At 76.0% G+C, this 18,741-nt stretch carries 14 protein-coding genes and 1 tRNA gene; 4 read left to right on the top strand and 11 right to left on the bottom strand.

Annotated features, from left to right (window positions below; all coding sequences use genetic code 11):
* The first annotated feature begins 16 nt into the window (after nt 1–16).
* Nucleotides 17–499 (top strand): phosphoribosyltransferase, encoded by a 483-nt coding sequence (locus FMM08_RS08240; protein ID WP_147926025.1) that lies wholly within the window; start codon nt 17–19, stop codon nt 497–499.
* Here the strand turns inward: FMM08_RS08240 and FMM08_RS08235 are convergent.
* From FMM08_RS08235 to FMM08_RS08215, 5 genes are all read right to left on the bottom strand, one after another.
* A complete protein-coding gene (locus FMM08_RS08235; protein ID WP_147925852.1) occupies nt 483–3,209 on the bottom strand; it encodes a diguanylate cyclase in 2,727 nt (908 codons plus the stop codon). The genes FMM08_RS08240 and FMM08_RS08235 overlap by 17 nt on opposite strands.
* 87 nt (nt 3,210–3,296) lie before the next feature.
* Entirely contained in the window at nt 3,297–5,282 is a 1,986-nt protein-coding gene (locus FMM08_RS08230) for a selenocysteine-specific translation elongation factor (RefSeq protein WP_147925851.1), read from the bottom strand.
* Nucleotides 5,283–6,878: an L-seryl-tRNA(Sec) selenium transferase gene (gene selA, locus FMM08_RS08225; protein ID WP_222710549.1), complete on the bottom strand. Its 1,596-nt coding sequence runs from the start codon at nt 6,876–6,878 to the stop codon at nt 5,283–5,285.
* Nucleotides 6,879–6,900: 22 nt separating this feature from the next.
* A complete protein-coding gene (locus FMM08_RS08220) occupies nt 6,901–8,013 on the bottom strand; it encodes an App1 family protein phosphatidate phosphatase (RefSeq protein ID WP_147925850.1) in 1,113 nt (370 codons plus the stop codon).
* 72 nt (nt 8,014–8,085) lie between these two features.
* Complete coding sequence (locus FMM08_RS08215; protein ID WP_147925849.1) at nt 8,086–8,847, bottom strand: phosphotransferase family protein; 762 nt, start codon at nt 8,845–8,847, stop codon at nt 8,086–8,088.
* Nucleotides 8,848–8,915: 68 nt separating this feature from the next.
* Between FMM08_RS08215 and FMM08_RS08210 the strand changes: the two genes are divergently transcribed.
* Nucleotides 8,916–9,587 carry a trimeric intracellular cation channel family protein gene (locus tag FMM08_RS08210; protein WP_147925848.1) on the top strand — a complete coding sequence of 224 codons (672 nt, stop codon included), beginning with the start codon at nt 8,916–8,918 and terminating at the stop codon, nt 9,585–9,587.
* Nucleotides 9,588–9,624: 37 nt separating this feature from the next.
* Nucleotides 9,625–10,248 (top strand): SMI1/KNR4 family protein, encoded by a 624-nt coding sequence (locus FMM08_RS08205; protein WP_187279624.1) that lies wholly within the window; start codon nt 9,625–9,627, stop codon nt 10,246–10,248.
* Between the two features lie 49 nt (nt 10,249–10,297).
* Here the strand turns inward: FMM08_RS08205 and FMM08_RS08200 are convergent, their stop codons facing one another.
* Together FMM08_RS08200 and FMM08_RS08195 are read right to left on the bottom strand one after the other, a co-directional pair.
* Entirely contained in the window at nt 10,298–10,990 is a 693-nt protein-coding gene (locus tag FMM08_RS08200; protein ID WP_147925846.1) for a GOLPH3/VPS74 family protein, read from the bottom strand.
* 13 nt (nt 10,991–11,003) lie between these two features.
* A tRNA-Sec gene (locus tag FMM08_RS08195) sits at nt 11,004–11,096 on the bottom strand.
* A 76-nt stretch (nt 11,097–11,172) separates the two neighbouring features.
* On the opposite strand from FMM08_RS08195, the gene selD reads away from it, so the two are divergent.
* On the top strand, nt 11,173–12,240 hold the full coding sequence (selD, locus tag FMM08_RS08190; RefSeq protein ID WP_147925845.1) for a selenide, water dikinase SelD: 1,068 nt from the start codon (nt 11,173–11,175) through the stop codon (nt 12,238–12,240).
* Between the two features lie 209 nt (nt 12,241–12,449).
* Here the strand turns inward: selD and FMM08_RS08185 are convergent, their stop codons facing one another.
* From FMM08_RS08185 to fdh, 4 genes are all read right to left on the bottom strand, one after another.
* Nucleotides 12,450–12,995, bottom strand: a complete 546-nt coding sequence (locus FMM08_RS08185) for a hypothetical protein (protein WP_147925844.1) — start codon at nt 12,993–12,995, stop codon at nt 12,450–12,452.
* A 95-nt stretch (nt 12,996–13,090) separates the two neighbouring features.
* Nucleotides 13,091–14,251 carry an NrfD/PsrC family molybdoenzyme membrane anchor subunit gene (nrfD, locus tag FMM08_RS08180; RefSeq protein WP_147925843.1) on the bottom strand — a complete coding sequence of 387 codons (1,161 nt, stop codon included), beginning with the start codon at nt 14,249–14,251 and terminating at the stop codon, nt 13,091–13,093.
* The gene (locus FMM08_RS08175) at nt 14,248–15,222 is read right to left on the bottom strand and encodes a 4Fe-4S dicluster domain-containing protein (RefSeq protein WP_147925842.1); all 975 of its coding nucleotides are present in this window, start codon (nt 15,220–15,222) and stop codon (nt 14,248–14,250) included. Before FMM08_RS08175 ends, nrfD begins: the two co-directional genes overlap by 4 nt.
* Nucleotides 15,219–18,635 (bottom strand): formate dehydrogenase, encoded by a 3,417-nt coding sequence (fdh, locus tag FMM08_RS08170; RefSeq protein ID WP_439653555.1) that lies wholly within the window; start codon nt 18,633–18,635, stop codon nt 15,219–15,221. The genes FMM08_RS08175 and fdh overlap by 4 nt, the downstream gene beginning before the upstream one ends.
* Nucleotides 18,636–18,741: the final 106 nt, after the last annotated feature.

Here is an 18,741-nt window from a genome sequence, read left to right as displayed (position 1 = left end):
CCAGACGAGCGGCGAGATGACCACCGCGCCGCGCGAGGTGCTCACCTGGGACCTGTTCGGCACGGCCGCGCGCGAGCTCGCGCAGCAGGTCGCCGACAGCGGCTACGAGCCCGAGGTGGTGCTCGCGATCGCCCGCGGAGGCCTCGTGCCCGGCGGTGCCATCGCCTACGCGCTCGGCGTGAAGAACACCGCCGTGATGAACGTCGAGTTCTACACGGGCGTGGACGAGCGCCTCCCCGTGCCGGTGGTGCTGCCGCCGGTGCTGCAGGCCGTGGACATCGCCGGCAGCCGCGTGCTCGTCGTCGACGACGTCGCCGACTCCGGCCGCACGCTGCGCATGGTGCTCGACTTCTGCGCCGGGCACGTCAGCGAGGTCAGGTCCGCGGTGATCTACGACAAGCCCCGCTCGATCGTGCAGTGCGAGTACGTCTGGAAGCGCACCGACCGGTGGATCGACTTCCCCTGGTCGGCGCAGGGGCCGGTCACACCGGCGAGCTGACCGGCACCGCGCTCCTCGTCGCTGGCGCCGCCGCGACCGGCAGGGGGAGCGGCAGCGGCAGCGCGGCGGCCTGCTCGGCCGTCATCGGGCGTCCCACGAGCGGCCCGCGGACCGCGTGGGCACCGGCGGCCCGCGCCCTCCCGAGCTGTCCGGTGGTGGCCACGCCCGTGGCCACCACGTCGGCGCCGACCGAGCGCGCCGCCACCGCGAGGAGCTCCACGACGCGGTGGTGGACCGGGTCGTCGGAGGTGGTGAGCTCCTCCGACAGCGACACGGCGTGCGCCGGCAGCGCCGGCAGGTCGCACACGGGGGTGCTGCCCACCCCGATCACCGCGATCCTCACGCCCATCGCGCGCAGCGCCCCCAGGTGCCACGACGCCGCGGGGTCAGCACCCACCGCTGACTCGCCGGCGATGACGGTCAGCGACTCGGGCGGCACGTCCGCGGCGACCAGCGCGTCGGTGACGTCGTCCAGGAGGCGCTGGTCGCAGGCGTGGCGGTCGGTGACGGCGACGGCGACCACCGGCGCCCGCTCGGCGCCGAAGCCCGCGGCCCCGCAGCTGCGCCACGCCGCGGCCTGCGCCAGGGCCGCCCCGAGCAGCCACCGTCCGAGCTCGCGGTCGGCGCCGGCCTCCTGCACGGCGGCCACCAAGCGCGAGGCCGGCACCGAGCCGCCACCGGGCCGCGCCCAGTGCGGCAGGGCGTGCCACGCCAGCAGAGCGCCGTCGGCGGTGCTGGCGACGGGCTCCCACCGCAGCGCCAGGTCACCGGCGGCGAGCGCTGCGCGGACCTCCGTGACGAGCCGTGCGCGCTCGGCCTCCTCGCGGCGCAGCTCCCCGTCGAAGACGACCACCCGGCCCCGGCCCGCGCGCTTGGCGCGGTAGACGGCCGTGTCGGCCTCGGCCAGCAGGCGCGCTCCGGCGCGGGACGCGTCGTCGTCCTGAGCGCCCGCCGACAGCGCCACGCCCACGCTGGCGCCGACCGACTGCGCCGGCTCGTCCGCCCCCAGCGGCACGGGCTCGCGCACGGCCTCGACCAGCCGCCGCCCGAGCTCGACGACGTCGGGCAGCTCCGCGCCGCGGACCAGCACCACGAACTCGTCCCCGCCCAGGCGCGCCACGAGGTCCCCGGTGCGCACCTGCGCGACGAGCCGGGCGGCCACGGTCCTCAGGACGACGTCACCAGCGGCGTGGCCGCAGCGGTCGTTGACGCGCTTGAACCCGTCGAGGTCCACGAACAGCACCGCCACCGGCTCGGGCGCCGCGGGGGCCACCCCGGCGGACGGTCCGCTCGTCTGCGCGAGCGCTGTGACGACCTCCAGCGCCGCGGCGAGCTCGGCGAGCACCGTCGCGCGGTTGGCGAGTCCCGTGAGCGGGTCGTGGGAGGCGCGGTGGACGAGCTCGGCGCGCAGCGCGTCGCGGGCCTCCACGGCGTGCACCACCGCCTCCACCGAGGTCTGCACCGCCCGTCCCAGCCGCCCGGGAGCGGCCGGGAGGGCCAGGGCGGCGGCGAGGTCTCCCCGGGCGACGGCCTCCACCTGCTCGCCCACCCGGCGCAGCCCGGCGGCGGTGCTCTCCAGGGCGTCCCCGGCGTCGCGCACCTCGCGGGGCCCGCTCACCCGGCGGGCCAGCGGTGAGCCCTCCAGCGCGCTGCGGGCGGCCGCCGCGAGGTGCCGCAGGGAACCGCTGAGGCGTCGCGCGAGCACCACGGTCGTCACCGCGGAGGTCGCCAGGGCCGTCAGGCACAGGGCCACCGTCAGGGCCAGGGCGCGCTCGCTGGTCGCCAGCTCCGCCGACGACGCCGCGGTCGCGCCCGCCAGCGCCTGGTCGAGCACCCGGGACAGCGCCAGGTCGCGCTCGGCGCTCGACTGCCGCAGCAGCAGCAGTGACGTGGGCGTCAGCTCCCCAGGAGCACCGCGGGTGAGCGCGTCGGACGCGCCCAGCTGGTGCCCCAGGCGCTCGTGGCGCAGGTCGCTGACGGCAGCGGTCCAGCTGGCGCGCAGCTGCGCGGTGGACAGACCCGAGGCGGCACCGGTCTGCAGGTCGTAGCTGCCGGAGACGCCGCGCCACTTCCGCATCACGGGCCCGCGCAGGTTCACGGGGAGCACCGCGGCGGTGAAGAGCAGGGGCAGCTGCCGGCTGGCCAGGCCGGTGAGCTCGACCACCAGCCCGACGTCGTTGACGGCCACCGCGCTGTGCGCGCGCAGCCCCGCGCTCCCGGCGCGCACCGCGGCACCGCGCTCGGCCACCAGGAGCGCGTCGGAGGCCTGCAGGTAGCACCAGGAGAGGGTGTCGGGGCTGGGCGTGCCCTGGTCGGCGGCCTCGCGCACGAGGCGCAGCTGCGAGCGCGCCAGCTGCGCCGCCGGCGCCGCCCGGCCCTGGTCCACCGCGTCCAGCGCGGCGTCGGTGGCGGCGCGGGCGGCCGCCTGCGCCGCCGGGCCGTCGGCCAGCAGCCGCTCGGCGGTGCCACCGACGTCGAAGCCCGCGCGGGCGGAGGCCACCGGGTCGCGGGCCACGGCCAGCGCGAGCGTGGGGAGCACCTCCTGGTCGACGGCGCGGCGCAGCGCGTCGAGCTGCCGGCTCGCCTCCAGCTGCTGCTGAGCGGTCCGGACGTGGGCGACCTCCTCGGCGCGCACCCGCACGGCCTCTGCGCCCAGCAGCGCCGTGGCGAGCAGAGGCAGCACGGCGAGCACCGCCAGGTGCTGCCACACCGGGCGCCCAGCGCCTCGTCGCCCCGCCACCACCTCGCGATCGGCACGCGCACGGAGGACCTTGCGCCGCCGGAGACCCGGCGCCGCTCAGGCGTCGGCCGCACCACCCGCACGGAGCAGCACGCGGGTGCCGTCGGGCAGGCGTCGGGTGGCGCCGCGGCGGTCCAGCAGCTCCAGGAGCGGGACGACGACGCGGCGCGTGGTGTCCAGGGCCCGCCGCGCCTCGCTGGCCGTGAACGCGGCCGAGGGGTCCTCCAGCCGCTCTGCCAGCACCGCGGGCGCCGCGAGCGCGGCGCCGGCGGTCAGGTAGAGGCCCTCGGCCACGCGCTCCAGCTCGCCCGAGCGCACGGCCGCCGCCAGCTCCCGGGGACCCAGCCCGAGCTCGCGCAGCCGGTGCGCCTCCGGAGCGCCGTACGGGGCGCGCTCCAGGTCGCCGAGCACCGCGGCCACCGCCCGCTGCACGGCGGGCGGCAGCGCCGCTCCCGCCGGCGCCGTCGCGTCGACGAGGCGCCCGTCGCGCACCGCCACCGGAGAGCCACCCGCGGACCAGGAGCCGACGAGCGCTGCCACGAGCCCCGGTGAGGCGAGTCCGAGCCGGCGCCTCACCACCTCCACCGGCGGGCCCGGCTCCAGAGGGTGCTCTCGCCGGTGCGCCGCCAGCTCGCCGGGCAGCCGACCGCGCAGGGCGCCGGCGAGCACGGGCGACAGGAGGTGGTCCCCGTCGGCGAGCACCCCGGCCACCGCTGCCAGCGCCTCCACCTCGGCGGCGCGCAGCCCCAGGGCGCGCAGCGCGGAGCGGGTGGTCTGACCGCGGCGCTCCAGCTCGCCGGCGGGGTCCCCGCGCAGCACCGCCTCCTCGGACACGGCCACCAGCACGCCCGCGCGCTCGCGGGCTGAGCCGCGCCGCGCCAGCGGCGGGGGAGCAGGGTCCAGCACGAGCGCGGCGGCCAGCACCCGGTGGCCGCCCGGGTCGCGGACCAGTGCGCGGTCTCCCGCGCGCAGCGGCAGCGCGGTGGCCAGCGACAGGCGCACATGACCGCCGTGCTGCCCGACGCGATCACCGTCGGGCCCGCTGCCCGCCGGGCCGAGGGGGCGAACCCGCACGGGCACCGCCGCCGTCCCGAGGTGCAGCACGAGGTGCTCGGGCCAGCGGTCTTCCCCGCCGAGCCCGCGGCCACGACCACCACCACGACCATCGCCGCGAGCGGCGGTGCGGCCGGGGACGGGCAGCAGGCGGACGTCGGCGCTCGTCGTCGTCGTGGTGGTGCCGGGGGCGCCCAGCGCGGTGCCGCGTCGGACAGCCGCCGGGGCCACTCCGCGCAGGTTGAGCGCCACGCGCGCCGGGCCGGTGGCCGCCGCGACCGGCGCGTCGAGGCTCTGCAGACCGCGGACGACGACGGCGGTGCCGTCCGGCAGCACGAGCTCGTCGCCGGCCGTCACCGTGCCGGCCGCCAGGGTGCCTGTGACCACCGTGCCCGCGCCGCGGACGGTGAAGCTGCGGTCCACCCACAGGCGCACGGGGCTGTCGGGGTCGGGCCGCGGGGCGCCGGCCAGCACGCGGGAGAGGGCGTCGCGCAGCTGGGGCAGCCCCTCGCCGGTGACGGCGCTGGCCTCGACGCGCACGAGGTCCTCCAGGCCGGTGCCCTCGAGCTCGGTGGTGGCGCGGGCGAGGACCTGGTCGCGCTGGGTGCGGTCGGCGAGGTCGGCGCGGGAGACCACCAGCAGGCCCCGGCGCACGCCGAGGGCGGCCAGGGCATCGAGGTGCTCGGTGGTCTGCGGCATCCACCCTCCGTCAGCGGCCACGACGAGCAGCACGGCCGTCACCTGGCCGACGCCGGCGAGCATGGTCGGCACGAACCGCTCGTGACCGGGGACGTCGACGAACGCCACGTCTTCGCAGCCGTCGCTGTCACCGTCGCCGGCGACGCTCACGCGGGTGTGCACGAAGCCGAGGTCGGTGGTCATGCCGCGCCGCTGCTCCTCGGCGAGGCGGTCGGGGTCGGTGCCGGTCAGCGCCCGCAGCAGGGCGGACTTGCCGTGGTCGACGTGCCCGGCGGTGGCGACGACGTGCACTCAGTCCCCCGGGCAGACGAAGCCGCCGGGGTTGGCCTCCACCGCCGCCTCGTAGCGCACCTGGCGGACGAGGTCGTCGTGGAGGTCGCGGTAGAGCCGGCGCTCGCTGTCGAGCAGGTCAGCGCGGGAGCCGCCGCGGCTGTGCTCGCCCACGTCCCCACCCGCCAGCGCGCGGGCCGCGAGCCTGACGGCGAGGCGCAGCGCTCCTTCGTCGTCGCGGGCGACGGCGCGCAGGTCCAGCAGGCAGCGGCCGCCCTCCACCCGGGTGAGCACGGGTGCGCCGACCGGGCCCGGGTCGAGGACGGCGATCGGGCCGAGCTCGCTCAGCACGGCGCGGCGCGGGTGGCGCAGCGGTTCGGCGAAGGCCTCCGGGAGGCTGAGGGCCACCGAGGGCAGGACGACGCCGGGGGCGCCGCCGCCGCCGACCACGGCCTCGCTGTCCACCACGTGCACGTCGAGGTCGGGGTCGGCCATCCGCATGACGGCCGCGCAGTGCCGCGCCCGCTCCCGCAGGTGGTCGAGGCCGGCCTCGAGCGCCCCGACGACCGGGGGAGGCGGGCCGGTGAGCGTGGCCTCCAGGGCCGCGAGGGTGAGCTTGTCCACGCGCAGCGCGCGGGCGAGGGGGTGGCGGCGCAGCCGCTCCACGAGGTCGGCGCGGCCCAGGACCAGCCCGGCCTGCGGACCGCCGAGCAGCTTGTCGCCGCTGGCGGTGACGAGGTCGGCGCCGGCCCTCAGCGCGGTGGCGGCGTCGGGCTCGTCGGGCAGGTCGCGGCGGGGGGCGAGAAGACCCGAGCCGGTGTCGACGAGCAGCGGCACGGGCTCCCCGGTCACCGCGGCCGCTGCGGCGCACACCCGGGCGAGGTCCGCGGTGCTCGGGGCGGCGGTGAAGCCCTCCACGCGGAAGTTCGACGGGTGCACCTTCATCACCAGGCCCACCCGGCGGCCCTCGCACTCGGCGGCCCCGAACGCCGCGGCGACGTCGGCGGCGGTGGTGCGGTTGGTGGTGCCCACCTCGCGCAGCCGCGCGCCGGTGGAGGCGATGAGCTCGTGGAGGCGGAACCCGTCTCCCACCTCGACCATCTCGCCGCGGCTCATGACCACGTCGCGGCCGAGCCCGCCGCCGGCCAGCGCTGTCGCGGCGAGCACCAGGGCGGCGGCGCCGTTGTTCACCACGTGCACGGCCTCGGCGTCGGGCACGGCGGCGGCCAGGGCCGCGGTGGCTCCGCGGCCGCGGCGGGCGCGGCGGCCGGTGGCGAGGTCGAGCTCGACGTCGGTGGTGCCCGCGGCGTCCACCACGGCCTGCACCGCGGCCTGCGACAGCGGCGCGCGGCCGAGGTTGGTGTGCAGCAGCACGCCGGTGGCGTTGATGACCGGGCGCAGCGAGGAGGCGGTGGGAGGCAGGTCGGCCAGGACGGAGGCGACGACGGCCTCGAGGTCGGGGGAGAGGGTCTGCTCGCGCACCCGCTGCTGCGCCCGCGCGACGGCGGCCCGGACCAGCGGACGGCCCAGGCGGGTGGCGGCAGCGGCGACGGCGGGGGAGCCGAGCACCGCGTCGGTGCGGGGCACCTGACGGCGGACGTCGGGACCGGTCACCACCGCCCCACCCTAGGAAGGCGTCTCAGGCGGCGCCTCCGGAGCGCCCCTCCTCACGGGCGGTGGCAGCACCCGGCGAGAGCGCGGCGCTGAGGCGCTGGCCGAGGAGGTGTCCGTCGGGCGCCGCCACCACCGGCACCGCACCGACGGCCCCCTGAGCGCCGGTCCCCCCACGGGCGCTGGCACCGACCTGGCGCAGCGCGACGGCCAGGACGTGCTGCGGGTGCTCGCGGGCGAAGTCCGCGTAGATCGCCGGGTCGTGCTCGCCGTCGTCCCCCACCAGGAGCCAGCGGACGTCGGGGAAGTCCGCCCGCAGCCGCTGCAGGCTGCGCCGCTTGTGGGCGCGGCCGTCGCGGAAGAACCCCTGGGTGGTGGGGCTCCACTGGGTCTGGAGCAGGGGACCGGCGGGGAACCCGCAGCGGTCGAGGAAGCGGGCCAGCGGCCCGTTGAAGTTCCACGGGCCCGTGCTGAGGTAGACGACCGGGCTGTCCTGGCTGCCGTGCTGGGCGTGTGCAGCGGTGAGGAGGTCGGCCATGCCCTCCACGGGGACCCGCTGGGCGAACGCCCGGGTCATGGTCTGCCACGCGGCGCGGACGGGGTGGCGCAGACCGGTCACCAGCGTGGTGTCGTCGATGTCGCAGACGACGCCCGTGCGCGCGCCCGGGTCGGCGACGTGCACCACGGACTCCACCGCAGGTCGGTCCCCGACCCGGAAGCTCACGCGGTGCGGACCGGGCTCCGCGCTCCACGGCAGCACCTCGTCGATGAAGCCCCCTGGACCGCTGCGGACCCGGTGCACCCCGTCCAGGCCGTCACCGGAGACGTCCACGACGACCCGGGAGCGCTGCAGCGTCAGCAGCCGCCGCCAGGCCGCGACGCCCCGGACCGCGCTCGGCTCGCGGCCCGGCGGGGCCAGGACGACGCGAGCGAGCACCCTGACCCGCCCGCCCGTGCCGTACCCCGGGTAGGGCAGCACGGCGCAGCTCCAGCCGCGCTGCTGCAGGACGGTGGCGAGGACGTCGCGGCGCGCCCGGCCGAAGCGGAAGAGGGCAGCCCCGAGGCGGGAGGTCGGGAGCGGGTCGAGCGCCGCGCCCGGCTCGGAGGGCTCGGGCAGGGGCCGGTCTCCGGGTCCGCTCACCGGTCGAGTCTGCGGGCGCGTCCGAGGATCGACCTCTCGGGCAGCCGGGAACCTCGGCGGACCGACGACCCGTCAGCCGCCGTCCCGCAGGAGCACCGCCGTCTCGGGGTAGGTCTCCGGCGGGCCGAAGCCGTGCTCCGCGAGCCACGGGACGGCCGTGAGGCAGCGGTAGGCCCACCACGCCCGGACCGCCGGCAGCTCGACGTCGCGTCCGTACCCGGCGACGACGTCGCCGAGGTGCTGCGGGTGTCCGAGGGTGAGCACCGCCAGGTCGAGCAGCGGGTCGCCGGCTCCGGCGCCGGACCAGTCGATGACGCCGGTGACGCGGTCGTCCTCGTCCACGAAGACGTGGTCGGGCTGCAGGTCGCCGTGGACGAACGCCCGGCGGGGCGAGCCCAGCACCTGCTGCCCCAGCCGGCGGTTGCGCTCCAGCACCCCGTCGGGGAGGAGGCCGCGCGCGGCGAACCAGGCGCACGCGTCGTCGAGGCGGTCCGCGGAGGGGACGGACGCGCTGGCAGCAGCCTCTGCGCCCGCTGCCCGCAGGGGTGTCTCGTGGACGCTGCGCACCGCGGCGCCCGCCGCCGTCCACGCCGCAGCGCCCACCGGCGTGGCGCCACCGAACGTCCCCAGCGCCGTGCCGGGCACCCGCTCGAGCGCCAGCACGGGGTGCTCGCGCCACAGCACCCGCGGGGTGGGGACGGCGACGGCGGCCATCGCCGCGACCTCCGCGTCGATGCCGGCGCGGTCGGGGTCGACCTTGAGGAACACGTCACCGACCCGCAGCGTCGCGCGCGCCCGGTGGGCGACGACCACCTGCACCTCCGGCCCAGCCACCTCCCGATCCTGCAGGCGGGCCGGTCGACCCGGCCACCCCTTCCTCACCGACGCGGGACGATGACGGCGTGCCCGGCTCCACCCTCCTCCTCGTGCTCGACCTCATCGGCGTGCTCGCCTTCGCCGTCGACGGGGCGCTGACCGCCTCGCGCACCGCGCGCCTCGACGTGGTGGGGGTCGTCACGCTGGGCGTCATCACCGCCCTCGGCGGCGGCATCATGCGCGACCTGCTCATCGGCAGGGTCCCGCCGGCGACCTTCTCGGACTGGCGCTACCTCGCCGTCGCCGCCACCGGCGGCGTGCTCGTCTGCCTGTTCGGCCACCGCATGGGCAGGCGCCGCGTGGCCCGCAGCCTCACCGTGCTCGACGCCGCGGGCCTGTCGCTGTTCGCCGTCACCGGGACCGGCACGGCGCTCGCCGCGGGTCTGGGCCCGGTCCAGTCGGTCCTGCTGGGGGGCCTGACGGCCATCGGCGGGGGCACCCTGCGCGACCTCCTCACCGGCCGCACGCCCCAGGTGCTCAGCTCCGGCCTGTACGCCGTGCCGGCGCTGCTGGCGGCGACCGTCGTCGTCCTGAGCGCCCAGGTGACGCACACCGACGTCGTCGGGGTCGGGTCGGTGTGGGCGCTCGTCGCTGCGGGGCTGTGCTTCGGGCTGCGGATGGTGGGGGTGGTCCGCCGGATCGACCTCCCGGGACCGCGGCAGCCGCCGCTGCCCGGCGGGGGCTCGTCGCCCGGCTAGCGCGAGCCCGGCACGACGACCGGGCATGCTGGTCCGCATGACCCGCGAGGCCAGCAGTCCGGCGGTCCGGGACGGGGGCGACGCCGCCGAGCGCGTGCTGGCGGCCCTGGAGCGGGTGGCGGTCGCGGCAGCCGCTGACCTGCTGCTGCGGCCGGCTGCGACCCGCGCGCAGCTCGACGCCGTCGAGCAGCACCTCGGGCGCCGCCTGCCGCCGGACGTGACCGCCTTCTACCTCCTGCACGACGGACAGGAGGTGGACGCGCGCAGGAGGGGCGCCCACGGCCTGGTCGCCGGACTGGCGCTGCTGCCGTTGGAGGAGGTCCTGCGCCAGTGGGACCAGTGGGCGTCGCTCGACCTCGGACCGGACGCGGACGAACCGGCCGGCTCGGAGCCGGAGGGCTTCGTGCGCTCGAGGTGCTGGCTGCCCGGGTGGGTCCCGCTCACGCACGACGGCAGCGGCAACCACGTCGGCCTCGACCTCGACCCCGACGCGCTCGGCACGGCCGGGCAGCTCATCACCTTCGGCGCCGACGACGACCTGCACCGGGTGCTGGCGCCGTCACTGGTGGACCACCTGGAACGGGTGCCGTCGCTGGTGACCGACCTGGAGCTCGCGGCTGACGAGATCAGCCAGCTCCTCGGGCCCCACGCCGGGCCGTGAGCCCGTGCGCTGGTGGAGGCCAGCCCGTCGACCCCGGTCAGCGGACGGCTCAGCTCGAGCCGGTCACCACCACGGGCACGATGATCGCCGCCATCACGGCGGCGTCCACCGAGGCGAGGGCGCTCTTGACGCCCCCGGCGATCCTGTCGTCGGCCGCCACGGCCCTTCCGGCCGCGACCAGCTCCTTCTTCTCCAGACCCACCGAGGCCGGGTCGACGACCTTCGGCAGCCTGCCCGACACGCTGAGCAGCGCCACCAGCGCGGCGGTGCGCTGGTCGTCGGCGCGCCCGCCGCGCAGCGCGCTGGCCACGCGGTCGCGCACCGACCGCTCAGCCGTCGGGTCCGCGGCGGGGTGGGTGGTGCGCGGGAAGAACAGCAGCACCGTCTCCTGGCGCGCGGTGATGGCGCCGGAGGCGGTCAGGCGGCTCACCAGCTCGTGCTCGAGGTCCTTGGCCACCGGTCCCAGCAGCGCGTCGGCGCGGCTGGGGCGCCGGGCACCGATCCGCCGCAGCGCTGCGTCGAGCACGGGATCGCCCAGGGGAGCGTCGTCGACGACGACGAGCTTCGCCTTCGGCCCGGGCTGCCGACCGTCCGGGCCGGGCTCGGGCTGGAGCCTGCCGGCCAGCACCAGCTCCGTGAGCACCGCGCCGGCCAGCACCGGTCCGCGGTGGGACCCGTCGAGGAGCCAGGTGCCCTTGACGTCGTCGAGCAGCAGCAGGGTGAGGTCCTCAGCGATGAGCACACCACGACGCTAGCGGAGGCGGACGGGGATCGAACCCGCCAGACCGAGGTGCTCGGTCTCGTCGGCTTTGAAGGCCGCGACTCCCACCAGGTGAGCAGACGCCTCCCCGGCGCCGTCCCGCACGAGGCGGGGCAGCACCGTTCCGACAGGCTAAGCCGGAACGGGCGTGCCTACCGTGCGGGATGAGCACCACCGGCACCACGCCGACGACCCGCAGGCTGACGAGCTACGCGCACGGCGGGGGATGCGCCTGCAAGATCCCGCCCGGTGAGCTGGAGGCCGCCGTCGCGGGGCTCGTCGGCCGGCAGCCCGGCGCACCCGCCGTGGCCGGCGCGGAGCTCCTCGTGGGCCTCGACGACGGCGACGACGCGGCCGTCGTCGTCCTGCCCTCGGAGGCGGCCGGCGGGAAGGCCGTGGTGTCGACCACCGACTTCTTCACGCCCGTGGTCGACGACGCCTACGACTGGGGCCGCATCGCCGCCACCAACGCCCTGTCCGACGTGTACGCGATGGGCGCCGACCCGCTGGTGGCGCTGAACCTCCTGTGCTGGCCGCGCACGGGCGAGGCACCGCTGCCGGTGGAGCTGGCCGCTGAGGTGCTGCGCGGGGGGCTCGACGCAGCGCGCGCCGCGGGCTGCTTCGTGGCCGGCGGCCACTCGGTGGACGACCCCGAGCCGAAGTACGGCATGGCCGTGACCGGCCTGGCCGACCCGGCGCACCTGCTGCGCAACGACGCCGGCGAGGCCGGGCTGGCGCTGACGCTGACCAAGCCGCTGGGCCTCGGGGTGCTCAACAACCGCCACAAGGCGACGGGGGAGGTGTTCGAGGAAGCGGTCGCGGTGATGGCCACCCTCAACCGCGACGCCTCCCGTGCGGCGCTGGCCGTCGGTGCGCGCGCCGCCACTGACGTCACGGGCTTCGGTCTGCTGGGCCACCTGTACAAGCTGGCGCGGGCGTCCGGGGTGACGGCGGTGGTCGACGCGGCGGCCGTCCCCTACCTCGGCGGCGTGCGCTCGTCGATGGCTCAGGGGTACGTGCCCGGCGGGTCGCGGCGCAACCTCGCGTGGGTGCGGCCGCACCTGTCCACCGGTCCCGGGGTCGACGAGGACGAGCTGCTGCTGCTCGCCGACGCGCAGACCTCCGGAGGCCTGCTCGTGGCGGCCGACCTCACCGCGGCCCTGCCCGGCTCGGCGCTGGTGGGGGAGCTGGTGCCGCGCCGGGCGGACGGGGCCGTCGTCGTCGTCCGCTGACCCCGCTCGCCCTCTTCGCGATCATGGGCGCTGCGTGCACGACTCGTGGTGATCATGGGTGTTGGCGCACTGCAGGTGGTCGCAGCGCCGGGCGCCGCCGCAGCGTCAGGTCACCGGGTCCAGCCCCGGTGACCTGACGCTGCGCGGACGCCCGACGCTGCGACTCTCTCAGGTGTTCCGATCGCCCATGATCACGGAGGGGGGTGGAGTCAGCGGCGGTTGGCGCCCGTGACGCCGGGCAGCACCTCGGAGGCGCGCTGCTGTTCGCCCGCGAAGGAGCTGATCACCACGAGCGTGCCGGTCAGCGCGGGGATGACCCACTGCATGAGGTCGAGCTTGCCCTGGGCCTCGACCACCTCGGCCGGGGTGCGCCGGGACGGCTTGGTGCCGCCCTTGACGCGCGGGTCGCCCGCGGCGTCGACCACCTTGCCCAGCGCCCGCGAGTACGCGGTGGCGCCCAGGGCTGCGACGGTCACCACGGTCTTCACCGCCGACATCGTCTTGACGCCCGGCTGCGCGGCCAGGCGGCTGCTGTTGCCGGCGAGCTGACCGACCGACCCCACCAGGTGCGCGCCGATCGCGACGGCGTTCACGGGCGTCCACCGGTTCCAGCCGGCGTTCGTGACGCGGCCGGCGTCCTTCTCGTCGGCCTCGCCAGCGGCGGCGTTCAGGGCGACGGCGTTCGCCAGGGTGCCGCCGAACCAGGCGGCCAGGCCGACGTCGTGCAGGGAGCGGGAGAAGGTGTTGCGAGCCACAGGAGACCTCCGTGGAGCAGAGCGGTCACGGTCACAGGTCCTCTACCCGGGGTTTCCATGACCACTACCGGCTCACCCGACTTCTGCGCCCGATCTCAGGGCGCCGTCTCCGGTGCCAGGTGCGGGTCGGGCTCGCGGCCCTCGCGGCGGGCGTCGAGGCGCTCGCGCTGCGGCACCACCGTGTACTTCGGGTCGCGCGCGGAGATCATCCCCGCCTCGTACACCCCGAACCGCGTCAGCGCCGCCCCGGCGTTGAGCAGCGCCCCGCCGACCACCGACACCACGCGTCGCGCCCGCTGCGCCCTCGCCGTCCTCGGCCACACCGGCAGGTCGCTCGCCAGCGCTCCGGCCGCCCCACCGGCCATGGCGACGCGGCTCAGCCGGAGCAGCACGCCCGCCCTACCAGTGCGGTACGCCTCACCGATCATCCCGATGCGGTGCTCCATGCGGCGGCTCAGCGCCAGCTCCGCGACCGCTCCCAGCGCCCCCATGCGCCGCGCCGGTCCAGCTTCTCCCACCGGCGCCGCCACCATCCCGATGCCGCCCGCGCTCGCGGCGCCCGAGGCGGCGAAGACGAACGGCAGCTCGGGGTAGACCGAGTGCCACGCGGGCACGGCGGTGTCGGCGATGAGGACGGCGGTGTACGTGGCCAGCGGCGGTCCGAACAGCGCCGAGCCCACGCCGCCGAGCCGCCCGGCCACCGGCAGCACCACCTCGGCGAGGTGGCCGAGCCGCTGGCCGGCCACCTTCCGCACCAGCGGCAGGACGACGCCGGACAGCTCGTGCACGGCGGCGAGGCCCGCGCCGGTGGAGAACGGCATGAGGATCCACGAGCCCACGCTCAGCGGTGAGGTCCACTTGACCACCCGCAGCATGTTGAGGAACCGGGTGGGCACGCCGAGGTCGTCGATGAGCAGGACCACCGACACGACGGACCCGCCCGAGGCCGCCAGGCGCCCCACCTTCGCCAGCGCCGGACGGCCGGTGGCGTCCGCCAGCGCGCCCATCACGGACGCCGCCCCGCTCATGCCGCCCAGGTAGAGGTAGCCCGGCACCTGCGGCACCTCCCACACGGGGGTGTGGATGACCTGGCGGCCGTAGTACGACTGGAAGTCGGCGTCGGGGACGACGACGGACTCGGCCCCGCGGCGCCGGCGCGGGCGGTCGCCGACACCCTGCGTCGTCGCCCGGGGAGCGCCCTGCTCGCTGGGGTGCTCAGCGCCCTTCCCGCCGTCGCCGACCCCACCGGTGCTCACGGCCTGCGCCCCAGGAAGGAGAGCGCCACCACGCCGAACAGCGCCCCGGCGGCGGCCGCGGCGTGCCGCCACATCGACGGCAGCGCCTTCGTCGTCACCACCGGGTCCGGCGGGAGGCCGTAGACCTCCGGGTCGTCCAGGAGCAGGAAGAACGCCCCGTCACCGCCGACGCCGTCGTGCGGGTCGCGGCCGTACAGCTGCGCCTTCGGCTCGCCCTTCGCCTGCAGCTCGGCCAGGCGCGCGTCGGCGCGCTCGCGCAGCTCGTCCAGCGGTCCGTACTGGATGGACTCCGTGGGGCAGGCCGTCGCGCACGCGGGCTGCTTGTCGGCGCCGATCCGGTCGTAGCAGAGCGTGCACTTGTGGGCCCGGCCCGTGGACTCGCGCTTGCCGATGACGCCGTAGGGGCACGCGGAGACGCAGTAGCCGCAGCCGTTGCAGACGTCGTCCTGGACGACGACGGTGCCGAACTCCGTGCGGAACAGCGCGCCCGTGGGGCAGACGTCCAGGCAGGCCGCGTGCGTGCAGTGCTTGCACACGTCGGAGCTCATGAGCCACCGCACGCCCTCGATGGAGCCGGACGGACCCTGCTCACCAGCGCTCTCGTGCGGAGGGCGGGTGACCTCGGGCTCGAGGAAGCCCTCCGGGCGGATGCTCGGCATGCCGAGGGAGACCGCGGGCTTCGCGTTCTGCGGCTCGGTGGCAGCCGGCGCTGCCTGCTCGATGAACGCGACGTGCCGCCACGTGCTCGCGCCGAGCATCGAGGAGTTGTCGTACGACCAGCCCGTGAGGTCCATCTCGCCGGTGGCCGGGACCTCGTTCCACTCCTTGCACGCCACCTCGCAGGCCTTGCAGCCGATGCAGACGGAGGTGTCGGTGAAGAAGCCCATGCGGGGCGGGTGGTCCTCGCCGTACCCGGAGTGCGACGCGGGGTCGTACTCCTCGCCGGTCTGGCGCGGGGTGGTGCTCGTCATGGGGTGTTCCGCCCGTCGTTCGGTTCCGCGTCGAGCTCGGCTCCGCCGCGGAGGGAGGGGACGTCGTCGTCGGTCGGCAGCCCGGCCGCGGCGCGGCGCTGCGCCACGAACTCCACGAGCGCGGGCCCGCGCGGACGCCGTCCGGGGACGACGTCGCACGCCCCGACCTTGTCCTGGATGTGCGTGTTCGGGTCCAGGAGGATCTCCACCAGCTCGTTGGCGGCGTCACCGCGGCTGATGCCGTTCGGCCCCCAGTGCCACGGGATGCCCACCTGGTGCACCACCTGCACCTCGCTGCCGTCCTCGCCGCCTCCGGGCAGCCGCAGCGGGCGGATGCGCGGCGTGACCATGACGCGCGCCTCGATGGCGCTGCGCGGCGTGACGATGGTCGCCCACCCCTGGTGCTCCAGCCCGCGCTCGCGCGCCAGCTCCGCGGAGACCTCGATGAACATCTCCGGCTGCAGCTCCGACAGGTACGGCAGCGTGCGGCTCATGCCGCCCGCCGTGTGGTGCTCGGTGAGCCGGTAGGTGGTGAACACGAACGGGTAGACGTCCGAGCGCGTCGGCACCCCGCGGTTGCCCGGCCGGGGGAACGCCCGGCGGGCCGGGTTGTAGACCCGGTTCGGGTGCAGCGGGTTGCCCACGGGCGACTCCGCGCCCTCGTAGTGGGTGGGCAGCGGACCGTCGACCACTCCGGACGGCGCGAACAGCCACGCCTTGCCGTCCGCCTGCATGATGAACGGGTCGCGGCCGGCGATGGCCGCCGGACCCCTCGAGCCGGCCGGCGGCACGTACGACGGCGGCTTGGTGGCCTCGAAGTCGGGCACGTCGTGCCCCACCCAGCGGCCCTTCCCGTCCTCGCCGGCCGTCTCGTCCCACCAGACGAGCGCCTTGCGCTCGCTCCAGGGCCTGCCCTGCGGGTCCGCCGAGGCGCGGTTGTACAGCTGGCGGCGGTTCATCGGCCAGGCCCAGCCCCACTCCGCGGCCGTCCAGTCCTGCTCACGACCGGGACGACGCCGAGCGGTCTGGTTGACCTCGTCCGCGTACGCGCCGCAGTAGATCCAGCAGCCCGAGCGCGTGGTCCCGTCGGACTTGAGCTCCGTGTAGGACGACAGCGCCCGGTCGACCACGGTGCCGTCGTCGTCGAGGTGGGTCTCGGTGCCGCTGATCTCGCGCAGCACCGCCTCGCCGTCGGGCTCCCAGCTCAGCGGGTCCGACGCGGGGCCGAACTCGTCCTCGTGGACGGGGTAGTCCCAGGTCAGGTCGAGCAGCGGCCTGTCGCGCGGGTCGGTGGACGCGGCGAGCTTCTCCCGCAGGATGCGCCCGAGCTGCCAGTAGAACCACAGCTCGCTGCGCGACTCGCCCGGCGGGGACACCGCCTGGTGGCGCCACTGCAGCAGCCGCTGCGTCTGGGTGAACGTGCCGGCCTTCTCCACGTGGCTGGCCGCGGGGAGGAAGAACACCTCGGTGCCGACGTCCTCGGTGCGCAGCTCGCCGGTCTCGACCTCCGGCCCGTCCTTCCAGAACGTGGCCGACTCGATCATCTGCAGGTCGCGGACCACGAGCCACTTGAGGTTGGCCATGCCCAGGCGCTGCAGCCGGGCGTTCGCCGAGCCGACCGCGGGGTTCTGCCCCAGCAGGAAGTACCCGTCGACCTTCCCGTCGACCATGTCCATGACCGTGCGGTACGTGCCGTGGTCGCCGGAGATGCGCGGCATGTAGTCGAACGCGAAGTCGTTCTCGGGCTGGGCCGCGTCACCCCACCACGACTTCAGCAGGCTGACGCTGTAGTCGCGCATGTTGCCCCAGAACCCGGCGAGGTCCTCGGAGGAGCCGACGTAGGAGTCGACGTCGTCCTGGCCCGCCTTCGGCATGGGCAGGTAGCCCGACCACAGGTTGAACAGCGTGGGGATGTCGGTGGAGCCCTGGATGCTGGCGTGCCCGCGCAGCGCGAGGATCCCGCCGCCGGGGCGGCCGATGTTGCCCAGCAGCGTCTGCAGGATCGCCGACGTGCGGATGTACTGCGCGCCCTGGGAGTGGTGCGTCCAGCCCACCGCGTACGCCAGCGCCGTGGTGCGCTCGCGGCCGGAGTTCTCCACCAGCGCCCGGGCGACCTGCAGGAAGGCGTCCTGCGGGGTGCCGCAGATCCGCTCCACCATCTCCGGGGTGTAGCGGGCGAAGTGCCGCTTGAGGATCTGGAACACCGTGCGCGGGTGCTGCAGCGTCTCGTCGCGGTCGGGCTTGGAGCCGATGGTGGCGCCGCCGCTGCCGTAGGCGTCCCCACCAGCGGTGGCCTTGTGGGTCTCCCCGCCCTGGGTGCCGCCGCTGCTGCGACCGCTCGGGCTGCGGTCACCGGCGGCCGCGACGTCCTTCGCGTCCTGGTAGGCCCAGGTCGACGGGTCGTAGCTGCGGCTGTCCTCGTCCCAGCCGGAGAACAGGCCGGTCGGGTCGGTGGACGGGCCGTCCTCCTCGGGGTCCTCGGTGTCGCGGTACTCCTCGCCGACGATCGAGGCGGCGTTGGTGTACGCCACCACGTAGTCGTGGAAGTACGCGTCGTTGGCGAGCACGTGGTTGACCAGCCCGCCGAGGAAGGCGATGTCCGTGCCCGCGCGCAGCGGCACGTGCAGGTCGGCCACGGCCGAGGTCCGCGTGAACCGCGGGTCGACGTGGATGACCTTCGCCCCGCGGCGCTTGGCCTCCATCACCCACTGGAAGCCCACCGGGTGCGCCTCGGCCATGTTGCTGCCCTGGATGAGGATGCAGTCAGCGTTGACGAGGTCCTGGAGGAAGGTGGTGGCCCCTCCGCGGCCGAACGAGGTCCCCAGACCGGGGACCGTGGAGGAGTGTCATATCCGGGCCTGGTTCTCGATCTGCACAGCGCCGAGGGCGGTGTACAGCTTCTTCATGAGGTAGTTCTCTTCGTTGTCGAGGGTCGCGCCGCCCAGGCTCGCGAAGCCCATCGTGCGGCGGAGCTTGCGGCCGCGGTCGTCGAGCTCCTGCCAGCCGTCGTGGCGGGCCTGCAGCACGCGGTCGGCGATCATGTCCATGGCCGTCGCCAGCGGCAGGTCCTCCCAGTCGGTGCCGCCCGGGCGCCGGTAGCGCACCGTGGTGACGCGCGTGGGGGAGGTGACGAGGCTCTTGCTGGCGCTGCCCTTGGGGCACAGGCGCCCGCGGCTGATGGGGGAGTCGGGGTCGCCCTCGATCTGGACGACCTGCTCGTCCTTCACGTAGACGTCCTGGCCGCAGCCGACCGCGCAGAACGGGCAGACGCTCTTGACCACGCGGTCGGCGGTCTCGGTGCGGGCGGTGATCGCATCGGTGTGCGCGGTGCGCACGGCGGCGCCGTGCGCCGTCTTGTCGCTGCCCGTCACCTGGCGCAGCACCGGCCACAGCCCGGTCACGCGCTGTCCCAGCGAGCGCGCCCGCCCTTGCGGCGGAGTGCTCGCCCGACGTCCCTCGTCGATGGCCACGGCTCAGCAGACCACGCGCCCGCTCGCCCGGCAACGGCAGCCCCCCTCT

This window comes from Quadrisphaera setariae (assembly GCF_008041935.1).
Classification (GTDB): Bacteria; Actinomycetota; Actinomycetes; order Actinomycetales; family Quadrisphaeraceae; genus Quadrisphaera; species Quadrisphaera setariae.
The sequence above is the reverse complement of the archived record's forward strand: the minus strand, read 5'-3'. Positions and strand labels throughout refer to the sequence as shown.